At 60.4% G+C, this 21,218-nt stretch carries 22 protein-coding genes; all 22 read left to right on the top strand.

Annotated features, from left to right (window positions below):
• The first annotated feature begins 131 nt into the window (after window positions 1–131).
• The 22 genes from ACX0MV_RS15090 to fliN all read left to right on the top strand — a co-directional run bounded on the left by ACX0MV_RS15090 (window position 132) and on the right by fliN (window position 21,215).
• A complete protein-coding gene (locus ACX0MV_RS15090; RefSeq protein ID WP_458983339.1) occupies window positions 132–1,328 on the top strand; it encodes a flagellin in 1,197 nt (398 codons plus the stop codon).
• A 67-nt stretch (window positions 1,329–1,395) separates the two neighbouring features.
• Window positions 1,396–1,779: a flagellar protein FlaG gene (locus tag ACX0MV_RS15085; protein WP_458983338.1), complete on the top strand. Its 384-nt coding sequence runs from the start codon at window positions 1,396–1,398 to the stop codon at window positions 1,777–1,779.
• Window positions 1,780–1,853: 74 nt separating this feature from the next.
• Window positions 1,854–3,221 carry a flagellar filament capping protein FliD gene (fliD, locus tag ACX0MV_RS15080; RefSeq protein WP_458983564.1) on the top strand — a complete coding sequence of 456 codons (1,368 nt, stop codon included), beginning with the start codon at window positions 1,854–1,856 and terminating at the stop codon, window positions 3,219–3,221.
• A gap of 4 nt (window positions 3,222–3,225) precedes the next feature.
• Window positions 3,226–3,612 (top strand): flagellar export chaperone FliS, encoded by a 387-nt coding sequence (fliS, locus tag ACX0MV_RS15075; protein ID WP_458983337.1) that lies wholly within the window; start codon window positions 3,226–3,228, stop codon window positions 3,610–3,612.
• Window positions 3,613–3,683: 71 nt separating this feature from the next.
• Window positions 3,684–4,064 carry a flagellar export chaperone FliS gene (fliS, locus tag ACX0MV_RS15070; RefSeq protein WP_458983336.1) on the top strand — a complete coding sequence of 127 codons (381 nt, stop codon included), beginning with the start codon at window positions 3,684–3,686 and terminating at the stop codon, window positions 4,062–4,064.
• Between the two features lie 27 nt (window positions 4,065–4,091).
• On the top strand, window positions 4,092–4,388 hold the full coding sequence (locus tag ACX0MV_RS15065) for a flagellar protein FliT (RefSeq protein WP_458983335.1): 297 nt from the start codon (window positions 4,092–4,094) through the stop codon (window positions 4,386–4,388).
• A gap of 247 nt (window positions 4,389–4,635) precedes the next feature.
• The gene (locus ACX0MV_RS15060) at window positions 4,636–6,111 is read left to right on the top strand and encodes a sigma-54 dependent transcriptional regulator (RefSeq protein ID WP_458983334.1); all 1,476 of its coding nucleotides are present in this window, start codon (window positions 4,636–4,638) and stop codon (window positions 6,109–6,111) included.
• A gap of 241 nt (window positions 6,112–6,352) precedes the next feature.
• Window positions 6,353–7,567: a sensor histidine kinase gene (locus tag ACX0MV_RS15055; RefSeq protein WP_458983333.1), complete on the top strand. Its 1,215-nt coding sequence runs from the start codon at window positions 6,353–6,355 to the stop codon at window positions 7,565–7,567.
• Between the two features lie 2 nt (window positions 7,568–7,569).
• Window positions 7,570–8,976, top strand: a complete 1,407-nt coding sequence (fleR, locus tag ACX0MV_RS15050; protein ID WP_458983332.1) for a sigma-54-dependent response regulator transcription factor FleR — start codon at window positions 7,570–7,572, stop codon at window positions 8,974–8,976.
• Between the two features lie 322 nt (window positions 8,977–9,298).
• Window positions 9,299–9,628, top strand: coding sequence for a flagellar hook-basal body complex protein FliE (gene fliE / locus ACX0MV_RS15045; protein WP_458983331.1), 330 nt, complete (start codon window positions 9,299–9,301; stop codon window positions 9,626–9,628).
• An 18-nt stretch (window positions 9,629–9,646) separates the two neighbouring features.
• Entirely contained in the window at window positions 9,647–11,437 is a 1,791-nt protein-coding gene (gene fliF, locus ACX0MV_RS15040; protein WP_458983330.1) for a flagellar basal-body MS-ring/collar protein FliF, read from the top strand.
• Window positions 11,430–12,449 carry a flagellar motor switch protein FliG gene (fliG, locus tag ACX0MV_RS15035; protein WP_458983329.1) on the top strand — a complete coding sequence of 340 codons (1,020 nt, stop codon included), beginning with the start codon at window positions 11,430–11,432 and terminating at the stop codon, window positions 12,447–12,449. The genes fliF and fliG overlap by 8 nt, the downstream gene beginning before the upstream one ends.
• 16 nt (window positions 12,450–12,465) lie before the next feature.
• Window positions 12,466–13,272 (top strand): flagellar assembly protein FliH, encoded by an 807-nt coding sequence (fliH, locus tag ACX0MV_RS15030; RefSeq protein WP_458983328.1) that lies wholly within the window; start codon window positions 12,466–12,468, stop codon window positions 13,270–13,272.
• Window positions 13,262–14,623: a flagellar protein export ATPase FliI gene (gene fliI / locus ACX0MV_RS15025; RefSeq protein WP_458983327.1), complete on the top strand. Its 1,362-nt coding sequence runs from the start codon at window positions 13,262–13,264 to the stop codon at window positions 14,621–14,623. The genes fliH and fliI overlap by 11 nt, the downstream gene beginning before the upstream one ends.
• A 3-nt stretch (window positions 14,624–14,626) precedes the next feature.
• A complete protein-coding gene (fliJ, locus tag ACX0MV_RS15020) occupies window positions 14,627–15,076 on the top strand; it encodes a flagellar export protein FliJ (RefSeq protein ID WP_458983326.1) in 450 nt (149 codons plus the stop codon).
• Window positions 15,077–15,202: 126 nt separating this feature from the next.
• On the top strand, window positions 15,203–15,508 hold the full coding sequence (locus tag ACX0MV_RS15015) for an STAS domain-containing protein (protein ID WP_458983325.1): 306 nt from the start codon (window positions 15,203–15,205) through the stop codon (window positions 15,506–15,508).
• 14 nt (window positions 15,509–15,522) lie between these two features.
• Window positions 15,523–17,217, top strand: coding sequence for a SpoIIE family protein phosphatase (locus ACX0MV_RS15010; RefSeq protein WP_458983324.1), 1,695 nt, complete (start codon window positions 15,523–15,525; stop codon window positions 17,215–17,217).
• Window positions 17,218–17,247: 30 nt separating this feature from the next.
• Complete coding sequence (locus ACX0MV_RS15005) at window positions 17,248–17,601, top strand: Hpt domain-containing protein (RefSeq protein WP_458983323.1); 354 nt, start codon at window positions 17,248–17,250, stop codon at window positions 17,599–17,601.
• A gap of 88 nt (window positions 17,602–17,689) precedes the next feature.
• The gene (locus ACX0MV_RS15000; RefSeq protein ID WP_458983322.1) at window positions 17,690–18,967 is read left to right on the top strand and encodes a flagellar hook-length control protein FliK; all 1,278 of its coding nucleotides are present in this window, start codon (window positions 17,690–17,692) and stop codon (window positions 18,965–18,967) included.
• A gap of 225 nt (window positions 18,968–19,192) precedes the next feature.
• A complete protein-coding gene (gene fliL, locus ACX0MV_RS14995; RefSeq protein ID WP_458983321.1) occupies window positions 19,193–19,720 on the top strand; it encodes a flagellar basal body-associated protein FliL in 528 nt (175 codons plus the stop codon).
• Window positions 19,721–19,733: 13 nt separating this feature from the next.
• Entirely contained in the window at window positions 19,734–20,705 is a 972-nt protein-coding gene (gene fliM, locus ACX0MV_RS14990) for a flagellar motor switch protein FliM (RefSeq protein ID WP_458983320.1), read from the top strand.
• Window positions 20,706–20,747: 42 nt separating this feature from the next.
• Window positions 20,748–21,215 carry a flagellar motor switch protein FliN gene (gene fliN, locus ACX0MV_RS14985; RefSeq protein ID WP_458983319.1) on the top strand — a complete coding sequence of 156 codons (468 nt, stop codon included), beginning with the start codon at window positions 20,748–20,750 and terminating at the stop codon, window positions 21,213–21,215.
• Window positions 21,216–21,218: the final 3 nt, after the last annotated feature.

Genomic DNA, 21,218 nt, shown 5'->3' with positions numbered 1-21,218 from the left:
CTTTCCCCTAAAGCTCCGGTTGCACAAGCCGATAAGCAATACGAATGCGAACTCAATGGCTGCCTGAGAACTGCAGAGTCGGGTTTCGCAGCCTCAGGCAAATAAGCTAGGTCCGATGGAGGACATACATCATGGCTCTTACAGTCAACACAAACATTGCTTCCCTGAATACTCAGCGCAACCTGAACACCTCTTCCAAAGCCCTGGATGTGTCCTTGCAGCGGTTGTCGACCGGCTCGCGGATCAACAGCGCCAAAGACGACGCGGCAGGCCTGCAAATCTCCAACCGCCTGAGCAGCCAGATCAACGGCCTGAATGTTGCGGTGAAGAACTCCAACGACGGCATCTCGATTGCGCAAACCGCTGAAGGCGCGCTGCAGCAGTCCACTAGCATTCTGCAGCGTATGCGTGATCTGTCGCTGCAATCGGCTAACGGTTCGAACAGCGAAGAAGAGCGTAAGGCGCTCAACTCCGAAGTCAGCGAGCTGAAGAAAGAACTGAACCGTATTTCCAACACCACGTCCTTCGGTGGCAAAAAGCTGCTGGACGGCTCGTTCGAAACCACCACCTTCCAGGTCGGTAGTGCGGCGAACGAAACCATCAGCGTTACCATCGACGAGATGAGCACCGAATCCCTCAAGGGTTCGTTCAGCTCCGGTTCCATCGCTGCGTCGAGCGTTGCCGGCAGCGCTGCAAGTGCCTCGGGTGCCATCGCGGTCAAGGTCACTCTGGAAGGTGGTACCGAGCGTACCTTCTCCGCAACCTTCGCCAGCGGTGCGACCGTAGCGCAGCAGGCTCAGGCTCTGGCCACCGTGATCAACGATGCCAACATCGGTGTCGGTGCCTACATGAACGAAGACGGCAGCATCGATCTGGTAACCGCACTGGGTTCTGGTTCCGCCAGCCAGGCTGCCAACAAGATCGAAAGCTTCACCTTCGGTTCCGGCGCCACAGTCGATGCGGCTAAAACTGCTGCTACTACCGATATCGCGGTAAGCGAAGTCACCGACGGCAACCTGGTCGACGACATCGACATCACCGATGTACTGGGCTCGCAAAAAGCAGTACTGGTCATCGACCAGGCGATCCAGGCCATCGATGCGCAGCGCGCTGACTTGGGTGCGGTGCAGAACCGGTTCGAAAACACCATCGGTAACCTGCAGAACATCTCGGAAAACGTATCGGCAGCTCGCGGTCGGATTCAGGATACTGACTTCGCAGCAGAAACGGCTAACCTGACCAAGAACCAGATTCTGCAACAGGCAGGTACTGCGATTCTGGCCCAGGCCAACCAGTTGCCACAGGCGGTCCTTAGCCTCCTGGGCTAAGTTAAAGGCAGCGTCGATGGGGGGCAGGGCAACCTTCCCCCCATTACCTCATTCCGAGGAAAAAATTATGGACATTGGTTCGATACGCGATTCGTTGAAACCGGGCATCAAGCCGGCCGATGTGCTAACGGCTAGACAGCAGGAAATATCAAATGCCTCAGGCGCGGATGCCGAAGCGTTAGCGAAGCAGTCAGGCATTGAAAGCGAACGTCCAGAGAAGCCTGGGAGTCGCGCGGAACTGGAAAAGGCCATGAACAATATTCAGGAGTTCGTGCAGTCCGTGCGTCGCGACATCAACTTCTCTCTCGACGATGGCAACGGCCGCGTTGTGGTAAAGGTGACGGATGCCAGTTCCGGGGATGTGATTCGGCAGATACCTTCAGAAGAAGCGCTGAAGCTTGCCGAGAATTTATCCGAAGTACGCAGTCTGTTGTTTAAGGCGGAGGCCTAGAATCACTGGCATGAAACTTGTTTACCATTCTGGTAACAGGAATAGGGTGTCAACCCTTTGGCGAGGCTAAGAACATGGCAGGCATTACAGGTATTGGATCTGGCGTTGACATTGATCAAATCGTCAAAGCTATGGTCGGCGCAGAACGGGCACCCAAAGACGCGCAGCTCAAGCGCCTGGAGTCGGCAACGACCTCCAGGATTTCCTCGTTGGGCACCCTCAAGGGCGCCCTGAGCGAATTCCAAACCGCGCTCAAGAGCCTCAATGACCTGAGCCTGTTCGATACGCGCAAGGCCACATCGTCCGATACGGCAAAAGTGACCGTATCTGCCAGTAAAACCGCCCTTGCGGGCAACTATTCCATGGAAGTGACGACGCTGGCGTCTGCTAGCAAGATCGCTTCCGGTTCGGTGGCGGGAACCTCCGCTGCCGCGTTCACGACTGGTGGAAAGCTTACCGTCTCGTTGGGCACTGACAGCTACGATATTGATGTCGCAGACGGCGCTACTCTCAAAGAGGTGCGCGACTCCATCAATACTACGCTCAAAGATCAGGGCATCAGCGCCAATATCGTTACCGACCCTGTGGCCAATACCTCTCGTCTGGTGTTGTCTTCAAACAAAACTGGCGCCGGCAAGGACCTGACCCTGAGCGCCGACGGCGCAGGTTTGCAGGCCCTGGTGACTGATATGCCAGCCGCGCTCAGCGTGGCTGCAAATGCCAAATTCAAGATCGACGGGCTCGAACTGGAAAGTGCGACTAACTCGGTTTCTGGCGTGATCGAAGGCGTGACCTTCGATCTGGTCAAGGCAGAAGAGGGCAAGAGCGTCACCGTGACCGTCGGCGACAACACCTCGGCGGTCAAGGACAGCCTCAAGAAATTTGTCGATTCCTACAACAAGCTGATTTCTACAACCAACAGCTTGACCAGCGTCGTGTCGGTCGGCGAGGGCAAAGAACCCGTCACCGGCGGGCTGGTTGGTGACTCATCGATCCGCAACCTGCTCAGCGGCATTCGTACCGAAATCGGTTCACCTGCCAACGGTGAACTGCGGGCATTGACCGATCTGGGTATCACCACGCAGAAAGATGGCAAGCTGAAAATCGATGACACCAAGCTCGATGCAGCGCTGAAAGAAAACTATGACGCCGTCGGTGCCTTTGTCACTGGTGAAACCGGGCTGATGAATCGCCTGGATGGCCGCATCTCCGGTTATGTGAAGTCCGGGGGGGTGCTTGAGCAGCGCGTCAGTGGGCTGCAGCAGACCCTGAGCAATGTGGATGAGCAGAAAACCGCCCTGAACACCCGCGTGGCCTCGATACAGGCCAGGCTGTATTCGCAATACAACGCAATGGACAGCCTCGTTGGCCAGCTTAGCCGCACCAGCGATTGGTTGGCCGGTGCGTTGTCCAGTCTGCCAGGCGTTGCAAAGAGAGATTGATGATATGAGCAAGCCAATCGATACCTACAAGAAAGTAAAGACCAGCCAGGATGTATCTCAATACCGTGCGGTGGCGATGCTGCTAGATGGCGCTATCGAACGCGTGCTGCTGGCGCGGCAGGCGCAGGTCGAAGGTAACAGTGAAGTGCGCGGCTTGGCAGTAGGTGGCACCATCACGATTCTTGGTATTCTCCAGGCCAGTCTGGACAAGCAGCAGGGCGGTGAAATCGCCGGCAATCTTGACGCGCTGTATGAATACATGACCCGCAAACTCGCGGGCGTGGCACTCGAGCGCGAGGCGAAAAGCCTTGAAGAGGTCGAAGCGCTGCTCGTTCAAATCAAGGACGCTTGGGCTGCCATAGGCAGCGAAGTTGAGCCTTCGGCGGGCTAAACGTAGCTAAAGTTATCCCGCTGTTCGCCGATATAAATAGTATCGGCAATGATGAACAGCGAGGATCAACGATGAACGCAATGGCTGCCCTCAAGCAATATCAAAACGTCAATACCCACGCCCAAGCCGTTGAAGCCAGCCCGCATCGGTTGATCCAAATGCTCATGGAGGGCGGCCTCACTCGCCTGGCGCAAGCCCGCGGTGCGGTAGAGCGTAATCAGACGGCGCTCAAAGGCGAGCTGATTGGCAAGGCCATCGGTATCATCGGTGGGCTGCGCGAAGGGTTGAATCTGGAAGCAGGCGGCGAAGTGGCCGGCAATCTGGACAGGCTCTACGAGTACATGATTTCGCGCCTGGTTGAGGCTAACCTGAAAAACGAAGCCGCTCCTCTGGATGAAGTGGCGAGTCTTCTGCGTGATGTAAAGACCGGTTGGGACGCAATCAGTCAGTGATGGCGTTTCGTTTGAGGAGCATGTTTCATGAGTCAGTCTGTTCAGCGTCTGCAAGAAACCGGTAGCGCACTACGCACTGCATTGGCGACTAAGGATTGGGCCGCCATCGGTGCGCTCGATATACAGTGCCGTCAGGCAGTCGATGAGGCGATGGTCGATGCCACGCCTGATCAGGACATGCTGCGTGCCCGTATGCAGGAGCTTCTCGATCTGTATCGCGAGCTGGTGACTGTCTGCCAGTCCGAACAGCAGCGCTTGGCTGCGGAGCTTCTGCAGCTGAACCATTCGCAGCAGGGTGCCAAGGTTTATCAGTTGTTCGGTTAAGCCTGAGCAGTCATTTTCATCCCCCGCGCGCACTCCTGTGCGCGCCGCAGATTTTGCGTGCTCTTATCGCCTGTCCAGCGCTCCTGATATTCCAAACAGCCGCTTAGGTTGTCTGTCGGATCATGCAAAAAAGCACGCCATAAAATTGACTGCATCCAAAAAATTGACTTAACTACTGGCCAATTGCTTGCGGCTGGATCGGTCTGATCGCGTCGTTTCTTTCACTCCCTGGGCCAGATCAAACACTATGTGGCGTGAAACCAAAATTCTGTTGATTGATGACAATCAGGAGCGCCGGCGAGATTTGGCCGTCATCCTGAACTTCCTCGGCGAAGATCACCTCGCCTGCGATAGCAAAACCTGGCAGGACGAAGTGGCATCGCTATCGTCCAGTCGCGAAATTCTTACTGTCCTGCTTGGCGAGGTACAAGGCAGGGGCGGTGCCCTGGAGCTGCTCAAGCAGGTCGAGGAGTGGGATGAATTCCTGCCGCTGCTGTTGCTCGGCGAGCAGGCGGCTCCCGACTGGCCGGATGAGTTGCGTCGACGCATTCTCGCCAGCCTGGAAATGCCACCGAGCTACAACAAGCTGCTCGACTCGCTGCACCGTGCCCAGGTTTATCGCGAGATGTACGACCAGGCCCGGGACCGCGGACGGCAGCGCGAGACCAATTTGTTTCGCAGCCTGGTGGGTACCAGCCGCGCGATTCAGCAGGTTCGCCAGATGATGGCGCAGGTTGCCGATACCGAGGCGAGCGTGCTGATCCTGGGCGAGTCCGGTACGGGCAAGGAAGTAGTCGCGCGCAACCTGCATTACCACTCCAAGCGTCGCGATGGGCCCTTTGTGCCGGTGAACTGCGGCGCCATCCCTGCCGAGCTGCTCGAAAGCGAACTGTTCGGCCATGAGAAGGGCGCGTTCACCGGAGCGATTACCAGCCGCTCCGGCCGTTTCGAACTGGCGAATGGCGGCACCCTGTTTCTTGACGAAATTGGCGACATGCCGTTGCCGATGCAAGTCAAGCTGCTGCGGGTATTGCAGGAGCGCACATTCGAGCGCGTAGGCAGCAATAAGACCCAGCATGCCGATGTGCGCATCATCGCGGCAACCCACAAGCACCTCGAGCAGATGATCGAGGCGGGCAGCTTTCGCGAAGACCTTTATTACCGCCTGAACGTGTTTCCCATCGAAATGGCGCCGCTGCGTGAGCGTATCGAAGATATTCCGCTGCTGATGAACGAACTGATTTCGCGCATGGAGTTCGAGAAGCGTGGTTCGATCCGTTTCAACTCCGCTGCCATCATGTCGCTGTGTCGCCACGACTGGGCGGGTAACGTGCGTGAGCTGGCCAACCTGGTGGAGCGCATGGCGATCATGCATCCCTACGGCGTGATCGGGGTTGGTGAGTTGCCGAAGAAGTTTCGCCATGTCGACGATGAAGACGAGGACCTGGTAACCAGCCTGCGCGATGAACTAGAAGAGCGCGCAGCCATTGTGGCCGGTCTGCCGGGCCTGGATTCGCCCGCCATGCTGCCACCGGAAGGGCTGGACCTCAAAGACTACCTGGGCAACCTTGAGCAGGGGTTGATTCAGCAAGCCCTGGACGATGCCAACGGTATCGTGGCGCGGGCTGCAGAACGGCTGCGTATTCGGCGAACCACCCTGGTCGAGAAAATGCGCAAATACGGTATGGGCCGTCGCGATGACGAAGGCCAGTTCGACGAATAAGCGAATCTATTGTCCTTACCGGGGCGTTGCGCCATCAAGAACGGCGCAACGCTTGCGCTCCCTTCACCCTCCCGCTGTCAGTACCTTGGCGCGGGCCTGCCGAATAAAGCCGAAGGATTGACGAATTCCCCGGCTGTATTTATCAAGCAATTGATAAATAAGGATTAATTTTTAGGCACGGGTATTGCTATCTCTCTTGCAACTGACTGTCTTATGACGGCTCGCTGCGCGAGAGAGAACCATGAAACCATCCGTGACCCCGCTGAATGCTGAACCCGCTCAGGCCGCTCCCCTGGAGGACGCGAGCCGTGCTGGCCTGGAGCAGGCGTTTTCCCTGTTCAACCAGATGTCGACCCAGCTCAATGAGTCGTACAGCATGCTCGAGGCGCGCGTGACCGAGCTCAAGGGGCAGCTGGCATTGGTCAGCGCCCAGCGCATGCAGGAGCTTGCCGAGAAAGAGCGCCTGGCCAATCGCCTGCAGAGCCTGCTCGATCTACTGCCAGGCGGGGTGATCGTCATCGATGGGCAAGGTGTGGTGCGGGAAGCCAACCCGGCCGCCCGTACCCAACTGGGCAAACCCTTGGCTGGCATGCTCTGGCGCGAGGTCATCGCCCGCAATTTTGCCCCTCGGGAAGATGACGGCCACGAAATATCCATGAAGGACGGCCGGCGGCTGTCGATCGCCACTCGCTCGCTGAATGCCGAGCCCGGGCAATTGGTGTTGCTGACCGACCTGACAGAAACCCGTCGCCTGCAGGATCAGTTGTCTCGCCATGAGCGCCTTTCTGCTTTGGGGCGGATGGTCGCTTCGCTGGCCCATCAGATCCGCACGCCTTTATCGGCCGCGTTGCTTTACGCCAGTCATCTGACCGAGCAGGTCTTGCCGGCCGAACAGCAGCAGCGTTTCGCCGGCCGCCTGAAAGAGCGCTTGCATGAGCTTGAACACCAGGTGCGCGACATGCTGATTTTTGCCCGTGGCGACCTGCCGCTGCCGGATCGTATCGCGCCCAGCGCATTGTTCGACTCACTGCGCGCGGCGGCCGAGCCCCATGTGCAGGGCATGGACGTTCGCTGGCAGTGCGACAGCCGCGTTGGCGAGTTGTTGTGCAACCGCGACACCTTGGTCGGCACTGTGCTCAATCTGTTGGAAAACGCCATCCAGGCCGGCGGCCGCGAGGTTCAGCTGAAGATTCACCTGTATCAGCGTGGCGGCACCCTGCGTCTGTGTGTCAGCGATAACGGCCCCGGCATAGCGCCTGCCACCCTGGCGCGGTTGGGCGAACCCTTCTTCACGACCAAGACCACCGGCACCGGGCTCGGCCTGGCAGTGGTCAAAGCGGTTGCACGTGCCCACCAGGGTGAGCTGCAGCTGCGTTCGCGCCCAGATCGCGGTACCTGCGCCTTGTTGATATTGCCGCTCATCGCAGCGGCGCACCCTTCGCTTCAGGAGTATTGATCATGGCTGCCAAAGTTCTGTTGGTGGAAGACGACCGCGCCCTGCGCGAAGCCCTGGCCGACACCCTGAGCCTCGCCGGCCATGAGTTCCGCGCGGTGGATTGCGCCGAAGCAGCGCTGCTGGCCATCGCCGAAGAGCCGTTCGGCCTGGTGGTGAGCGACGTCAACATGCCGGGCATGGATGGCCACCAGTTGCTGGCCTTGATTCGCCAGCGCCAGCCACAACTGCCAATGCTGTTGATGACGGCGTATGGTGCCGTCGAGCGCGCGGTGGATGCCATGCGCCAGGGCGCAGCGGATTACCTGGTCAAACCTTTCGAGCCCAAGGCGTTGTTGACGCTGGTGGAGCGTCACGCCCTCGGCCGATTGAGCAGCAACGACCAGGATGGCCCGGTTGCGCGCGAGCCAGCGAGTCTGCAATTGCTGGAACTGGCGACCCGCGTCGCGCAAAGCGATTCGACGGTGCTGATCACTGGCGAGTCCGGCACCGGCAAGGAAGTCCTGGCGCGCTATATCCACCAGCAATCGCGGCGAGCAACCAAACCGTTTATCGCCATCAACTGCGCAGCCATTCCCGACAACATGCTCGAGGCCACGCTGTTCGGCCATGAAAAGGGCGCCTTCACCGGCGCGATTGCCAGTGCGCCTGGCAAGTTCGAGATGGCCGAAGGCGGCACCATTTTGCTCGACGAAATTTCCGAAATGCCGCTGGGATTGCAGGCCAAGCTGTTGCGCGTGCTGCAGGAGCGCGAGGTCGAGCGAGTGGGAGCGCGCAAGCCGATCATCCTCGACATTCGCGTGCTGGCCACCAGCAACCGCGACCTGGCGAGCGAAGTGGCGGCGGGTCGTTTCCGCGAGGACCTCTACTATCGCCTTTCGGTGTTTCCGCTGGCGTGGCGGCCGCTGCGCGAGCGTCCGGCGGACATCATGCCGCTGGCCGAGCGGCTGCTGGGTAAATACGTCAAAAAAATGAATCACGCCCCCGTGCGCTTTTCTCCGCAGGCGCAAGCCAGCCTGACGGCGCACGCCTGGCCAGGCAACGTGCGCGAATTGGACAACGCCATTCAGCGGGCCTTGATTCTGCAGCAGGGCGGTCTGATCCAGCCCCAGGACTTGTGCCTGACCGCTCCTATCGGCAGCCAGGCGCCGATCACGCCACCGCTGCTGAGCATGGTGCCGGCAAGTATGCCTGCTCCGGTAGCAATGGAGTCGGCCGGAGAGGCGGGTGCGCTTGGCGATGACATGCGCCGTCACGAATTTCAGATGATCATCGATACCCTGCGCTCCGAGCGCGGGCGCCGCAAGGAAGCCGCTGAGCGGCTGGGCATCAGCCCGCGCACGCTGCGCTACAAGCTGGCGCAGATGCGCGATGCCGGCATGGATGTGGAGGCTTATCTTTTCGCCAGCTAAAAGCGTCATGCGCATCAGGATCTGAAATGGGTTGCGCGTCGCGTTACCCCTCGAATAGTCCGACCGCCAATCTCGCGCTTCACCGTCAACGGTAAGTCTCGGGCCTAGGTCATGGAGCGTGGATTCAGCTTTCAGGAGTGACCGCTTAGCCCGCAACGCCTCGCTGCTGGATCTCCGTCACCTCTCTCTCGCGCGCATGGCGCCGGCTTCTGCCGGCGCTTCAAGCCTTTAATATCCCCTTCGCCATTACCTGGCATCCTTGTTGCAATCTCCCTGTTACTAGCCGCACAGCGTCAAAAAACTGCGGACGTGGAGGAAGGTCATGAGCCAAGGTGTTGAATTCAATCGTCTGATGTTGGAAATGCGTTCCATGCAGACCGAAGCGATGGCGCGGCAGAAGCCCGTGACCAGCGCACCTGAGCCCGGCGCTCCGAGTTTCTCGGAAATGCTCGGTCAGGCAGTGAACAAGGTTCATGAGACCCAGCAAGCGTCCACCCAGTTGGCCACGGCTTTTGAAATGGGCAACAGCGGTATCGACCTGACTGACGTGATGATCGCCTCGCAAAAAGCCAGCGTGTCGATGCAGGCCATGACGCAGGTGCGCAACAAGTTGGTCCAGGCGTATCAAGACATCATGCAGATGCCGGTTTAACGGGTAGGGTTCTAGATCATGGCCGAAGCAGTCGTTGCAACCGTACCCGCCACCCTGGGTGGCGATGAACCAAAGAAACCACTCTTTGGTTTGACCTTTCTGGAAAATCTTTCCGACATGTCGATGTTGCGGCAGATCGGCCTGTTGGTCGGCCTGGCCGCCAGCGTGGCCATCGGCTTTGCCGTGGTGTTGTGGTCGCAGCAGCCAGATTACCGTCCGCTGTATGGCAGCCTGGACGGTATGGATTCCACCCAGGTGATGGAAACCCTCACCGCCGCTGACATTCAATTTACCGTCGAGCCGAATTCCGGTGCCTTGCTGGTCAAGTCCGATGACCTGGCGCGGGCTCGCATGCGTCTGGCGGCAGCCGGTGTGGCGCCAAGCGACAGCAACGTCGGTTTCGAGATTCTCGACAAGGAGCAGGGGCTCGGCACCAGCCAGTTCATGGAAGCGACCCAGTACCGCCGCGGCCTGGAAGGCGAGCTGGCGCGTACCGTCTCGAGCCTGAACAACGTCAAGGCGGCGCGCGTGCACCTGGCCATTCCGAAGAGTTCGGTGTTTGTCCGCGACGAGCGCAAGCCGAGTGCCTCGGTGCTGGTCGAGCTGTACTCTGGACGCAGTCTGGAACCCAGCCAGGTCATGGCCATCGTCAATCTGGTCGCGAGCAGCGTACCGGAAATGGACAAGGGCCAGGTCACGGTCGTCGATCAGAAAGGCAATCTGCTGTCCGATCAGCAGGAGCTTTCCGAACTGAGCATGGCTGGCAAGCAGTTCGATTACAGCCGGCGCATGGAAAGCCTGTTTACCCAACGCGTGCACAACATTCTGCAGCCCGTGCTCGGCGCAGGCCGCTACAAGGCGGAAGTGTCCGCGGATGTGGATTTCAGCGCGGTCGAATCGACCTCGGAAATGTTCAACCCCGATCAACCGGCACTGCGCAGCGAGCAGCAGGTCAACGAGCAGCGCACCAGCAGTTCCGGCCCCCAGGGCGTTCCCGGTGCGTTGAGCAATCAACCGCCCGGTGCGGCTGCAGCGCCAGAACAAGCGGGCGGCGCCGCGGCGATCGCCGGTCCGGTAGCGGCAGGCCAGCCATTGCTGGATGCCAACGGCGAACAGGTGGTCGACCCGGCAACCGGTCAGCCGATGCTCGCCCCTTACCCGGCCGACAAGCGCGAACAATCCACCCGCAATTTTGAACTGGACCGCTCGATCAGCTACACCAAGCAGCAGCAGGGCCGTTTACGCCGGCTGTCGGTTGCCGTGGTGGTGGACGACCAGGTGGTTGTTGATGCGGCTACCGGCGAAACCAGCCGCGTGCCGTGGACCAGTGACGAACTGGCGCGTTTCACTCGCCTGGTTCAGGACTCGGTCGGCTTCGACGCCAGCCGTGGCGACAGCGTCAGCGTGATCAACACCGCGTTTGCCGCCAGCGCTGGCGAAGAGATCATCGAAATTCCGTTCTACACCCAGCCGTGGTTCTGGGACATCGTCAAGCAAGTGCTCGGTGTGCTGTTCATCCTGGTACTGGTATTCGGTGTACTGCGTCCGGTGTTGAACAACATTACCGGTGGCGGTAAGAACCGGGGCCTGGCGAGTAATGGTGGGCGCGACGTCGAACTGGGTGAGATGGGTGGGCTGGATGGCGAGCTGTCCGAAGATCGGGTGAGCCTCGGTGGCCCGCAAAGCATCCTCCTGCCCAGCCCGAGCGAGGGGTATGATGGACAACTGAATGCGATCAAGAGCCTGGTTGCTGAAGACCCGGGCCGCGTCGCCCAAGTGGTAAAAGAGTGGATCAACGCCGATGAGTAACGACAACGCCCGTATCAGCAAGTTGAGCAAGGTCGACAAAGCCGCGATCCTTCTGCTCTCGCTCGGCGAAACCGACGCAGCGCAGGTGCTGCGACACCTCGGGCCGAAGGAAGTGCAGCGGGTCGGCGTCGCCATGGCTGGCATGCGCAACATCCATCGCGAGCAGGTCGAGCAGGTGATGGGCGAGTTCGTCGATATCGTCGGCGACCAGACCAGCCTGGGCGTTGGCGCCGACGGCTACATTCGCAAGATGCTCACCCAGGCGCTCGGTGAAGACAAAGCCGGCAATCTGATCGACCGGATTCTGCTCGGCGGTAGCACCAGCGGCCTCGACAGCCTGAAATGGATGGAGCCGCGTGCCGTGGCCGATGTGATCCGCTACGAGCATCCGCAGATCCAGGCGATCGTGGTCGCTTACCTCGATCCCGATCAGGCCGGTGAAGTACTCGGCCATTTCGATCACAAGGTGCGGCTGGATATCGTTCTGCGTGTCTCGTCGCTGAATACCGTGCAGCCAGCGGCGCTGAAGGAACTCAACCAGATTCTCGAGAAGCAGTTCTCCGGCAGCTCCAACACCACTCGCGCGTCCATGGGCGGCGTCAAGCGGGCGGCCGACATCATGAACTTCCTCGACAGCTCGATCGAAGGTCAGTTGATGGATTCGATCCGCGAAGTCGACGAAGACCTGTCCTCGCAGATCGAAGACCTGATGTTCGTCTTCGACAACCTGGCCGATGTCGACGATCGCGGCATTCAGGCACTGCTGCGCGAAGTGTCGTCCGACGTGCTGGTGCTGGCACTCAAGGGCGCCGACGAAGCGATCAAGGAAAAGGTCTTCAAGAACATGTCCAAGCGCGCCGCCGAACTGCTGCGCGACGATCTGGAAGCCAAGGGCCCGGTGCGGGTCAGCGACGTGGAAACGGCGCAGAAAGAAATCCTTACCATTGCCCGCCGTATGGCCGAAGCCGGGGAAATCGTCCTTGGCGGCAAGGGCGGCGAAGAAATGGTCTAACTGAAGGATATTGAGCATGGCTTCCAAGGAAGTGCCCAGCGAACTGATTCGCGCGAAGGACATCGGCGGCTTTGATCGCTGGTCGCTGCCCAGTTTCGACGAGCACGGCGAAACCACAGAAGCCAGCGAGGTGCATTCCCCCGAACCGGCTGCGGCGGCAAGCCCAGCCGAAGCGCCCCAGGAGGTCGAAGACGTCCTGCTGGAGGACGTCAAACCCTTGACGTTGGACGAGCTCGAGGCGATTCGTCAGGACGCCTATAACGAAGGCTTCAGCACCGGCGAGAAGGACGGCTTTCGTGCCGGTCAGTTGAAGGCCCGCCAGGAAGCTGAGGTTGCTCTGAATGCCAGGCTCGCCGGTCTCGAACAACTGATGGGCCAGCTGTTCGATCCAATCGCCGAGCAGGACCAACAGGTCGAAGCTGCGCTGGTCGAGCTCGTCAGCCACATGGCGCGTCAGGTCATCCAGCGGGAATTGAGCACCGACTCCTCGCAGATTCGCCAAGTGTTGCGCGAGGCGCTGAAGCTGTTACCCATGGGCGCAAGCAATGTGCGCATTCACCTCAACCCGCAGGATTTTGAGATGGTCAAAGCCCTGCGCGACCGTCACGAGGAAAGCTGGCGCATTCTCGAAGACGACTCCCTGATGGCGGGTGGTTGCCGCGTCGAAAGCGAGCACAGCCGAATTGATGCGAGCACCGAAACCCGTCTCAGCCAGGTACTCAAGCAACTCTTCGAGCAACGTCGCGAACAGGCGACTCAGGTGCCTGCTGCCGATATCTCGATCAATCTCGATGCTGCCGGCGACTCGACCGATGCGCATTGAGCGCACCAGTTTTGCCAAGCGCCTGGCGGGCTACAACACCGCCATTCAGTTGCCCACCCAGCCGGTGGTCGAAGGCCGCCTGCTGCGCATGGTGGGCCTGACCCTCGAAGCCGAAGGCCTGCGAGCGGCCCTGGGCAATCGCTGCCTGGTGATCAACGACGACAGCTATCAGCCAGTACAGGTTGAGGCGGAGGTCATGGGGTTTTCCAACGGCAAGATTTACCTGATGCCGGTCGGCAGCCTGGCCGGGATTGCGCCGGGTGCGCGGGTGGTGCCGTTGCCCGACACTGGCCGTCTGCCCATGGGCATGTCGATGCTCGGGCGGGTGCTGGACGGCACCGGCCGCGCGCTGGATGGCAAGGGCGGCATGAAAGCCGAGGACTGGGTGCCGCTGGACGGCCCGACGATCAACCCGCTCAACCGCAACCCGATCAACACGCCGCTGGACGTGGGCATCCGCAGTATCAACGGCTTGCTTACGGTTGGTCGGGGTCAGCGGCTTGGGTTGTTTGCCGGTACTGGGGTCGGCAAGAGCGTGCTGCTCGGCATGATGACCCGCTTTACGGAGGCGGACATCATCGTCGTCGGCCTGATCGGTGAGCGTGGCCGTGAGGTCAAGGAGTTCATCGACGAAATCCTCGGCGAGGAGGGGATCAAACGTTCCGTGGTGGTGGCATCGCCCGCGGACGAAGCGCCGTTGATGCGTTTGCGCGCCGCGATGTACTGCACCCGGATCGCGGAATACTTCCGCGACAAGGGCAAGAACGTGCTGCTGCTGATGGACTCGCTGACCCGCTTCGCCCAGGCCCAGCGCGAAATCGCCCTGGCCATCGGTGAGCCGCCCGCAACCAAGGGGTATCCGCCGTCGGTGTTCGCCAAGCTGCCAAGGCTGGTCGAACGTGCCGGCAATGCCGAGAAAGGCGGCGGCTCGATTACCGCTTTCTACACCGTGCTCAGCGAAGGCGATGATCAGCAGGATCCGATCGCCGATGCGGCCCGAGGCGTTCTCGACGGGCATATCGTCTTGTCGCGTCGCCTTGCCGAGGAAGGGCATTACCCGGCCATCGATATCGAAGCGTCGATCAGCCGGGTGATGCCGCAGGTGGTTTCCGCCGAACACCTGAAGAACTCCCAACGCTTCAAACAACTGTGGTCGCGTTACCAGCAAAGCCGCGACCTGATCAGTGTGGGTGCCTACGTGCCCGGCGGCGACGCCGACACCGACCTGGCCATCGCTCGCCAACCCGCAATGGTGCGTTACCTGCGCCAGGGCCTGCGCGAGAGCGAACACCTGCAGCGCAGCAGCGAGCTGCTGGCGGCCACCATCAACCCTGCTGCGCCGGCCTCCTAACCAGTGTCGCAGAGCCGCGCCGCCCGTCTCGGGCCTGTGGTGGAAATGGCCGAGCGTGCCGAGCGCGAGGCGGCGCTGCAGCTTGGCCATAGCCAGGGATTGCTCAGCCAGGCCGAGGTGAAACTCGGCGAGCTGGAAATTTACCGCGGCGACTATCAACAACAGTGGATCAATGAAGGCCAACGCGGTGTCTCAGGTCAGTGGCTGATGAACTACCAGCGGTTTCTTTCCCAGCTCGAAGTGGCCATCGGTCAGCAACGCAACACAGTGAACTGGCATCGCAACAACGTGGCGCAGGTTCGCGAGGTCTGGCAGAAGCGCTACGCCCGTCTGGAAGGGTTGCGCAAATTGGTGCAGCGCTACCTGGATGAAGCGCGTCGTGCTGAGGACAAGCGCGAGCAAAAACTGCTCGACGAACTGGCGCAACGTCTGTCGGGTCGCGATTTGAGTTGATTGCAGTTGCCGCATGGGACTCTGGGTGCTACATCTTGATCATACGGCTTGTGCGTCGGTAGTTTCCGCAAACGGCGACCTAGACGCGAATCGTCGATTTTATCTGCCGGATTTAAGGAGTGGTTCATGGCCATCACCTCGCTGCCCTCGTCGGATGGGCAAGAGCTGACCATCGTTATTCAGGGGCGTTTCGATTTTGGTGCCCATCAGGAATTTCGCGACGCCTACGAGCGCGTCAATTCAACCCCGAAAAGCTACGTGGTCGATCTCAAGGGCACCACTTACCTCGACAGTTCCGCACTCGGCATGTTGTTGCTGCTGCGCGATCATGCCGGCGGTGATCAGGCCCAGATCCGCTTGCTGCATTGCAACCCGGATGTCCGGAAGATCCTCGCCATCTCCAATTTCGAACAACTCTTCCAGATCGCTTAAGCGAGTCCTCGATCATGCCGGCGCGCCTGTCCATTCTGATCGCCGAGGACAATGCGGCGGACCGCATGCTGCTCTCGACCATCGTCAGCCGCCAGGGCCATCGAGCCCTGACTGCGAGCAACGGGTTGGAGGCGGTTGCGCTGTTCGAGCAGGAGCGTCCCCAGCTCGTGCTGATGGACGCGCTGATGCCGGTGATGGATGGCTTCGACGCCGCGCGCCGGATCAAGGAGATCGCCGGCGAGGCGCTGGTTCCGATCATCTTCCTGACCTCGCTGACCGAAGGCGAGGCGCTGGTGCGCTGCCTGGATGCGGGGGGGGACGACTTCCTCGCCAAGCCCTATAACCGCGTCATTCTCGAAGCCAAGATCAAGGCCATGGATCGCCTGCGCCGTTTGCAGGCAACGGTGTTGCAGCAGCGCGACCTGATTGCCATGCATAACGAACACCTGCTTACCGAACAGCGCGTGGCCAAGGCGGTGTTCGACAAGGTGGCCCATTCCGGCTGCCTGGACGCACCGAATATCCGCTACCTGCAGTCGCCGTTCGCGCTGTTCAACGGCGACCTGTTGCTGGCCGCCTACAACCCCTCGGGTGGTATGCACGTGCTGCTCGGCGATTTCACCGGCCATGGCCTGCCGGCGGCGATTGGCGCGATGCCGCTGGCCGAGGTGTTCTATGGCATGACCGCCAAGGGGCATCACCTGGGGGAAATCCTTCGCGAGATCAACGCCAAGCTCAAGCACATCCTGCCGATGGGCGTATTCTGCTGCGCCACCGTGCTCAATATCAGCTTTCAGCGGCAAGTGGTCGAGGTGTGGAACGGCGGGCTGCCGGATGGCTACCTGCTGCGCAAGGACGGCCAGCATACGCCGCTGGTATCGCGTCACTTGCCACTGGGCATTCTCGACCCAAAGCAGTTCAACGATGCGTACGAGGTCTATCCGCTGCATACCGGTGACCGCGTTCTGCTGCTTTCCGACGGCGTGCTCGAAGCGTGCAACGACCAGGCCGAGCAGTTCGGCGAGGCACGCCTGCTTGAGGTCTTTGCCCATAGCCAGGTGCCGGACCAGCTGTTTGCCGAGATTCAGCAAGCCCTCGCGCTGTTCAGGGGCGAGCAGCAGGACGATGTCAGTCTGGTTGAAGTGAGCATGGTCGAGGAGGTCGTGTTGAATCGACCGCTCTTGCGCTTCGCCGACAGTGGGCAAAGCAGCCCATCGGACTGGTCGGCCACGTTTGAATTTCGCGGCGAAACCCTGAAACGCTTCAATCCGCTGCCATTCCTGCTTCAACTTCTGCTGGAGGTACGCGGACTGCGACCGCAGGCTGGAGCGCTGTTCAGCGTGCTCGCCGAGCTGTATTCCAATGCCCTGGAGCACGGTGTGCTGGGGCTGGACTCGGCCCTTAAATGCAACGCCGAGGGCTTTGCCGATTACTACCAGCAGCGCGGCGAGCGCCTCGCCAAGCTGGATGACGGCTACGTACGTTTTCACCTGCAACTGGTGCCGGAAGCTAAGGGCGGGCGACTGATCGTGCGGGTCGAGGACAGCGGTGCCGGGTTCGACAGAAACCGCGTCATGGAGCAGCGACTGCACGCCAACAGCCTGTTTGGCCGAGGCCTGGCGCTGGTTCAGCAGTTGAGCGAACGGTGTACCTTGGGCGACGACGGCCGGGGCATCTGCGTGGAGTTTTCATGGTCCGCTGAGGCATAATCCAGCGCTTTCCGTCCGGGGAGTAACCCCTTGTCCGATATTCATCTCGACAGCGCTGTTCTGGCTTCATTGCAGGACGTCATGGAAGACGAGTATCCGGTGCTGTTGGATACTTTCCTGGCCGATTCGGAAGAACGTCTGCGCCTGCTTCGTCACGCCAACACCACCGGCGATGCACAGGGTCTGCGGCTGGCGGCGCATAGCTTCAAAGGTAGCTGCAGCAACATGGGCGCGCTGATGCTCGCCAATCTGTGCAAGCACCTCGAAGAAGTCGGTCGGCGCGAGCTGATGGACGAGGCGCCCGAGCTGATTGAGCAGGTCGAGCGTGAGTTCGCCATCGTTCGCATCCTGTTGAAATCCGATCGGCAACGCTACCGCCTGTAACCGCCATTGCCTGCTTTGCGGTGCTGAGCAGAGTTGGCCCATCCTTTGCTATCTCTCCGTTACGAACCATCCCGAACGGAGACTATCCATGTCCGTCGCTCCCGATATGCTGCTCAAGTCGGCACCCGAAATAAAGCCCAGGCCGAGCGCCGCCAAAACGCCGGAAAGGCCAGCTGAGCCGCGCAAGAACGAGGCCTCCAGCTTCGCTCAGGTGTATGCCAAGGAGCGTCAGGCGAAGTCGGCCGAGCGCGCCGAAGGTGCTGCCAAGGCCGATCGAAACGCCCAGCCGGAGCCCAAGGGAGACGCCAGCGTGGTTCCTGGCGATGCCGTGGAACAACCGGTTGTTGCCGATAGCGGCAAGGCTTTGCCGACCGAGGCCGAGAGCGACGAGCCAGTGCTGGATCCGTTGCTCCTGCTGGGTATGGGGATGGCCGAGCCGCCGGCCGAGGTGAGCACAGACCCGGCGTTGCAACTGGGTAGCGAGGCGCAGGCCGATCCGGCCATGGTGGCCAATTCGAGCTTGCTCAGTTCAGGGCCAGCCAGCATGACCGACGCCAGCTTCGACCCCGAGATCGACGCGCTCAATCAGATGCCTGCCGTACAGATGGCGCTTGAACTGGGCGCCAAAGCGAAGGCCGCTGCAGCCGAACAGGCATCACCAACCGGACAGGCAAACCAAGCAACACTCAGTGCCGGGCAGAGTTTCGCCAGCGCGATGGCGGCGATGGGCAGCCAGCAACTGGACGCTCCTCCCGAAGACAGCCTTGATGTACCGCTGCTGGAGCTGACCCGCGAAGGCCTGGAAGCCCTCAAGGAGAGCTCGGCGGATACGCGCCCCGAAAACTTTGTTAGCAAGCTCAGCGCCTTGAGCCAGGCGATTGGTCAACAGGCCGCGCAGGCGCCGCGTACTCCGCTGGCACCGGGGCAGCCGATCGCCATGCACCAGGGCGGATGGAGCGAGGCGGTCGTGGATCGGGTCATGCTGTTGTCCAGCCAGAACCTCAAGTCGGCCGAAATTCAGCTCGACCCGGCCGAGCTGGGTCGTCTGGATGTGCGCATTAGCGTTAACCAAGATCAGACCCAGGTGACCTTTGCCAGCCCGAACGCCAACGTGCGGGAAGCACTGGAAGGGCAGATGCATCGTTTGCGCGAAATGTTTGCCCAGCAGGGCATGACCATGGACGCCAACGTATCCGATCAGTCGCTCAATCGTGGGTGGCAGGGGCAGGAGAATGACGGCCGAGGTCGTGGCAGTTCGGGCAGCGAGCTGCTTGCTGGTAGCGAGAGTGACCTGACAGGCCATGCCGTCGAACTTAAGCACAGCCCGCTGAGCGGTGGACGTGGCATGGTGGATTTCTACGCGTAGATCGCTAAGCGCTGTAGTCCACTGCCGCACTGAACTAAACTGCATCTCGCCCGGCCTCGAAAGAGCGCCGGGCGTCTTGCTTTGAGGGCCGCGGTTTTTTGACTCGAGTCAATGGGGTCGCATCTCCAGTCGGAATTGCGGTCAACAGACCTGACAAGCTGGCATAACACTTGCTGCTAACCCTTTGAAAGCGTATAGAACTCTGACACGTGACGGATTATTGGCATGGCTAAGAAAAACGCGCCGCAGGAACCAGCCGCGGCTCAGGCGGTAAAACCGGCCAGCAAGCTGAAGTTGATCATTCTCATTGTTGTGGTGTTGCTGGTGGCGGTGGGTCTGTCGGTGGGGGGCACCTGGTTTTTTCTGAACAAGGGAAGCGCCGAGAAGGCCGCACAGGAACAGGAAGCTGCGGCGAACGCCGCACCGGTCAAGCAGGCGGCAATTTATGAAGAATTGGCGCCGGCTTTCGTGGTCAATTTCAATCACAAAGGTCGTGCCCGCTACATGCAGGTCAGCGTGGCATTGATGGCGCGCGATCAGGCTGCGCTGGATGCGCTGAAGGTGCATATGCCGGTGTTGCGCAATCGGCTGGTCATGCTGTTTTCCAGTCAGGATTTCGAATCCTTGATCACTCCGGTGGGCAAGGAAATGCTGCTGCAGCAGGCCACTGCCAGCGTGCAGGAGCTGGCGCAGAAGGAAACCGGCAACTTGGCGGTAGAGCGCGTGCTGTTCACCAATCTAGTGTTGCAATAGTCAGGAGCCGAGCATGGCTGTGCAAGACCTTCTGTCCCAGGATGAGATCGATGCGCTGCTGCATGGCGTCGATGATGGACTGGTCGATACCGAGGACGCCGCCGAGCCTGGCAGCGTCAAGCAATATGACCTGACCAGCCAGGACCGTATCGTCCGCGGGCGCATGCCGACCCTGGAAATGATCAACGAGCGGTTCGCCCGCTACACGCGGATCAGCATGTTCAACCTGTTGCGGCGTTCCGCCGATGTCGCCGTCGGCGGCGTGCAGGTGATGAAGTTCGGCGAGTACGTGCACTCGCTCTATGTGCCGACCAGCCTCAACCTGGTGAAGATGAAGCCGTTGCGCGGCACCGGCCTGTTCATTCTGGATGCCAAGCTGGTGTTCAAGCTGGTGGACAACTTCTTCGGCGGCGATGGCCGTCATGCCAAGATCGAAGGCCGCGAATTCACCCCGACCGAGCTGCGGGTAGTGCGCATGGTGCTCGATCAGGCATTCATCGACCTGAAAGAAGCCTGGCATGCGGTGATGGATATCAACTTCGAATACGTCAATTCGGAAGTGAATCCAGCGTTGGCGAACATCGTCAGCCCCAGCGAAGTCATCGTCGTCTCGACCTTCCACATCGAGCTGGATGGCGGTGGCGGCGACCTGCACATCACCATGCCATATTCGATGATCGAACCGATTCGCGAGATGCTCGACGCCGGCTTCCAGTCCGATGTCGACGATCAGGACGAGCGCTGGGTCAAGTCGTTGCGCGAAGACATTCTCGACGTCAGCGTGCCGCTCGGCGCCACGGTGGCCAAGCGGCAGCTGCGGCTGCGCGACATTCTGCACATGCAACCGGGCGACGTGATTCCCGTGGAGTTGCCGGAAAACGTGATCATGCGCGCCAATGGCGTGCCCGCCTTCAAGGTCAAGCTGGGGGCGCACAAGGGCAACCTGGCGTTCCAGGTACTTGAACCGATTGACCGTCAGCGCTGACCGACAGTGCTGTAACCCCTTTGAGCCAGCCGAGGACAGACGATGGCAGATGAAGAAAGCACCACACCCGAAGAGCAGGCACTGGCCGATGAGTGGGCCGCTGCGCTGTCCGAGGCCGGCGACGACGCCGGACAGGACGACATTGATGCGATGCTCGCCGCCGGTGGGGTAACCGCTCCAGCCGCCCCTCGTGCGCCGATGGAGGAGTTCGGCAGCGTCGCCAAAGCCAATCTGCCGGTCAATCTGGAAGGGCCGAACCTGGATGTGATCCTGGATATCCCGGTGTCGATTTCCATGGAGGTTGGCAACACCAACATCACCATCCGCAACCTGCTGCAGCTCAACCAGGGCTCGGTCATCGAGCTCGACCGCTTGGCCGGCGAACCGCTGGATGTGCTGGTCAACGGCACCTTGATCGCCCATGGCGAAGTGGTGGTGGTCAATGAGAAGTTCGGTATCCGTCTGACCGACGTGATCAGCCCGAGCGAACGCATCCAGAAGCTGCGCTGACGC

The organism is Pseudomonas cistanchae, from assembly GCF_054483635.1.
This window is presented reverse-complemented; position numbering and strand designations above follow the sequence as displayed.

Bases quoted from the DNA above. Each gene is read 5' to 3' on its own strand.
- ACX0MV_RS15065 (WP_458983335.1), top strand. From the start codon at position 4,092: ATGAGTCAGTCTGTTCAGCGTCTGCAAGAAACCGGTAGCGCACTACGC.
- fliE (WP_458983331.1), top strand. From the start codon at position 9,299: ATGAGCCAAGGTGTTGAATTCAATCGTCTGATGTTGGAAATGCGTTCC.
- ACX0MV_RS15015 (WP_458983325.1), top strand. From the start codon at position 15,203: ATGGCCATCACCTCGCTGCCCTCGTCGGATGGGCAAGAGCTGACCATC.
- fleR (WP_458983332.1), top strand. From the start codon at position 7,570: ATGGCTGCCAAAGTTCTGTTGGTGGAAGACGACCGCGCCCTGCGCGAA.
- fliN (WP_458983319.1), top strand. From the start codon at position 20,748: ATGGCAGATGAAGAAAGCACCACACCCGAAGAGCAGGCACTGGCCGAT.
- fliH (WP_458983328.1), top strand. From the start codon at position 12,466: ATGGCTTCCAAGGAAGTGCCCAGCGAACTGATTCGCGCGAAGGACATC.
- ACX0MV_RS15090 (WP_458983339.1), top strand. From the start codon at position 132: ATGGCTCTTACAGTCAACACAAACATTGCTTCCCTGAATACTCAGCGC.
- ACX0MV_RS15055 (WP_458983333.1), top strand. From the start codon at position 6,353: ATGAAACCATCCGTGACCCCGCTGAATGCTGAACCCGCTCAGGCCGCT.
- fliD (WP_458983564.1), top strand. From the start codon at position 1,854: ATGGCAGGCATTACAGGTATTGGATCTGGCGTTGACATTGATCAAATC.
- fliS (WP_458983336.1), top strand. From the start codon at position 3,684: ATGAACGCAATGGCTGCCCTCAAGCAATATCAAAACGTCAATACCCAC.
- ACX0MV_RS15060 (WP_458983334.1), top strand. From the start codon at position 4,636: ATGTGGCGTGAAACCAAAATTCTGTTGATTGATGACAATCAGGAGCGC.
- fliG (WP_458983329.1), top strand. From the start codon at position 11,430: ATGAGTAACGACAACGCCCGTATCAGCAAGTTGAGCAAGGTCGACAAA.
- ACX0MV_RS15000 (WP_458983322.1), top strand. From the start codon at position 17,690: ATGTCCGTCGCTCCCGATATGCTGCTCAAGTCGGCACCCGAAATAAAG.
- ACX0MV_RS15010 (WP_458983324.1), top strand. From the start codon at position 15,523: ATGCCGGCGCGCCTGTCCATTCTGATCGCCGAGGACAATGCGGCGGAC.
- fliL (WP_458983321.1), top strand. From the start codon at position 19,193: ATGGCTAAGAAAAACGCGCCGCAGGAACCAGCCGCGGCTCAGGCGGTA.
- fliM (WP_458983320.1), top strand. From the start codon at position 19,734: ATGGCTGTGCAAGACCTTCTGTCCCAGGATGAGATCGATGCGCTGCTG.
- fliI (WP_458983327.1), top strand. From the start codon at position 13,262: ATGCGCATTGAGCGCACCAGTTTTGCCAAGCGCCTGGCGGGCTACAAC.
- fliS (WP_458983337.1), top strand. From the start codon at position 3,226: ATGAGCAAGCCAATCGATACCTACAAGAAAGTAAAGACCAGCCAGGAT.
- fliF (WP_458983330.1), top strand. From the start codon at position 9,647: ATGGCCGAAGCAGTCGTTGCAACCGTACCCGCCACCCTGGGTGGCGAT.
- ACX0MV_RS15085 (WP_458983338.1), top strand. From the start codon at position 1,396: ATGGACATTGGTTCGATACGCGATTCGTTGAAACCGGGCATCAAGCCG.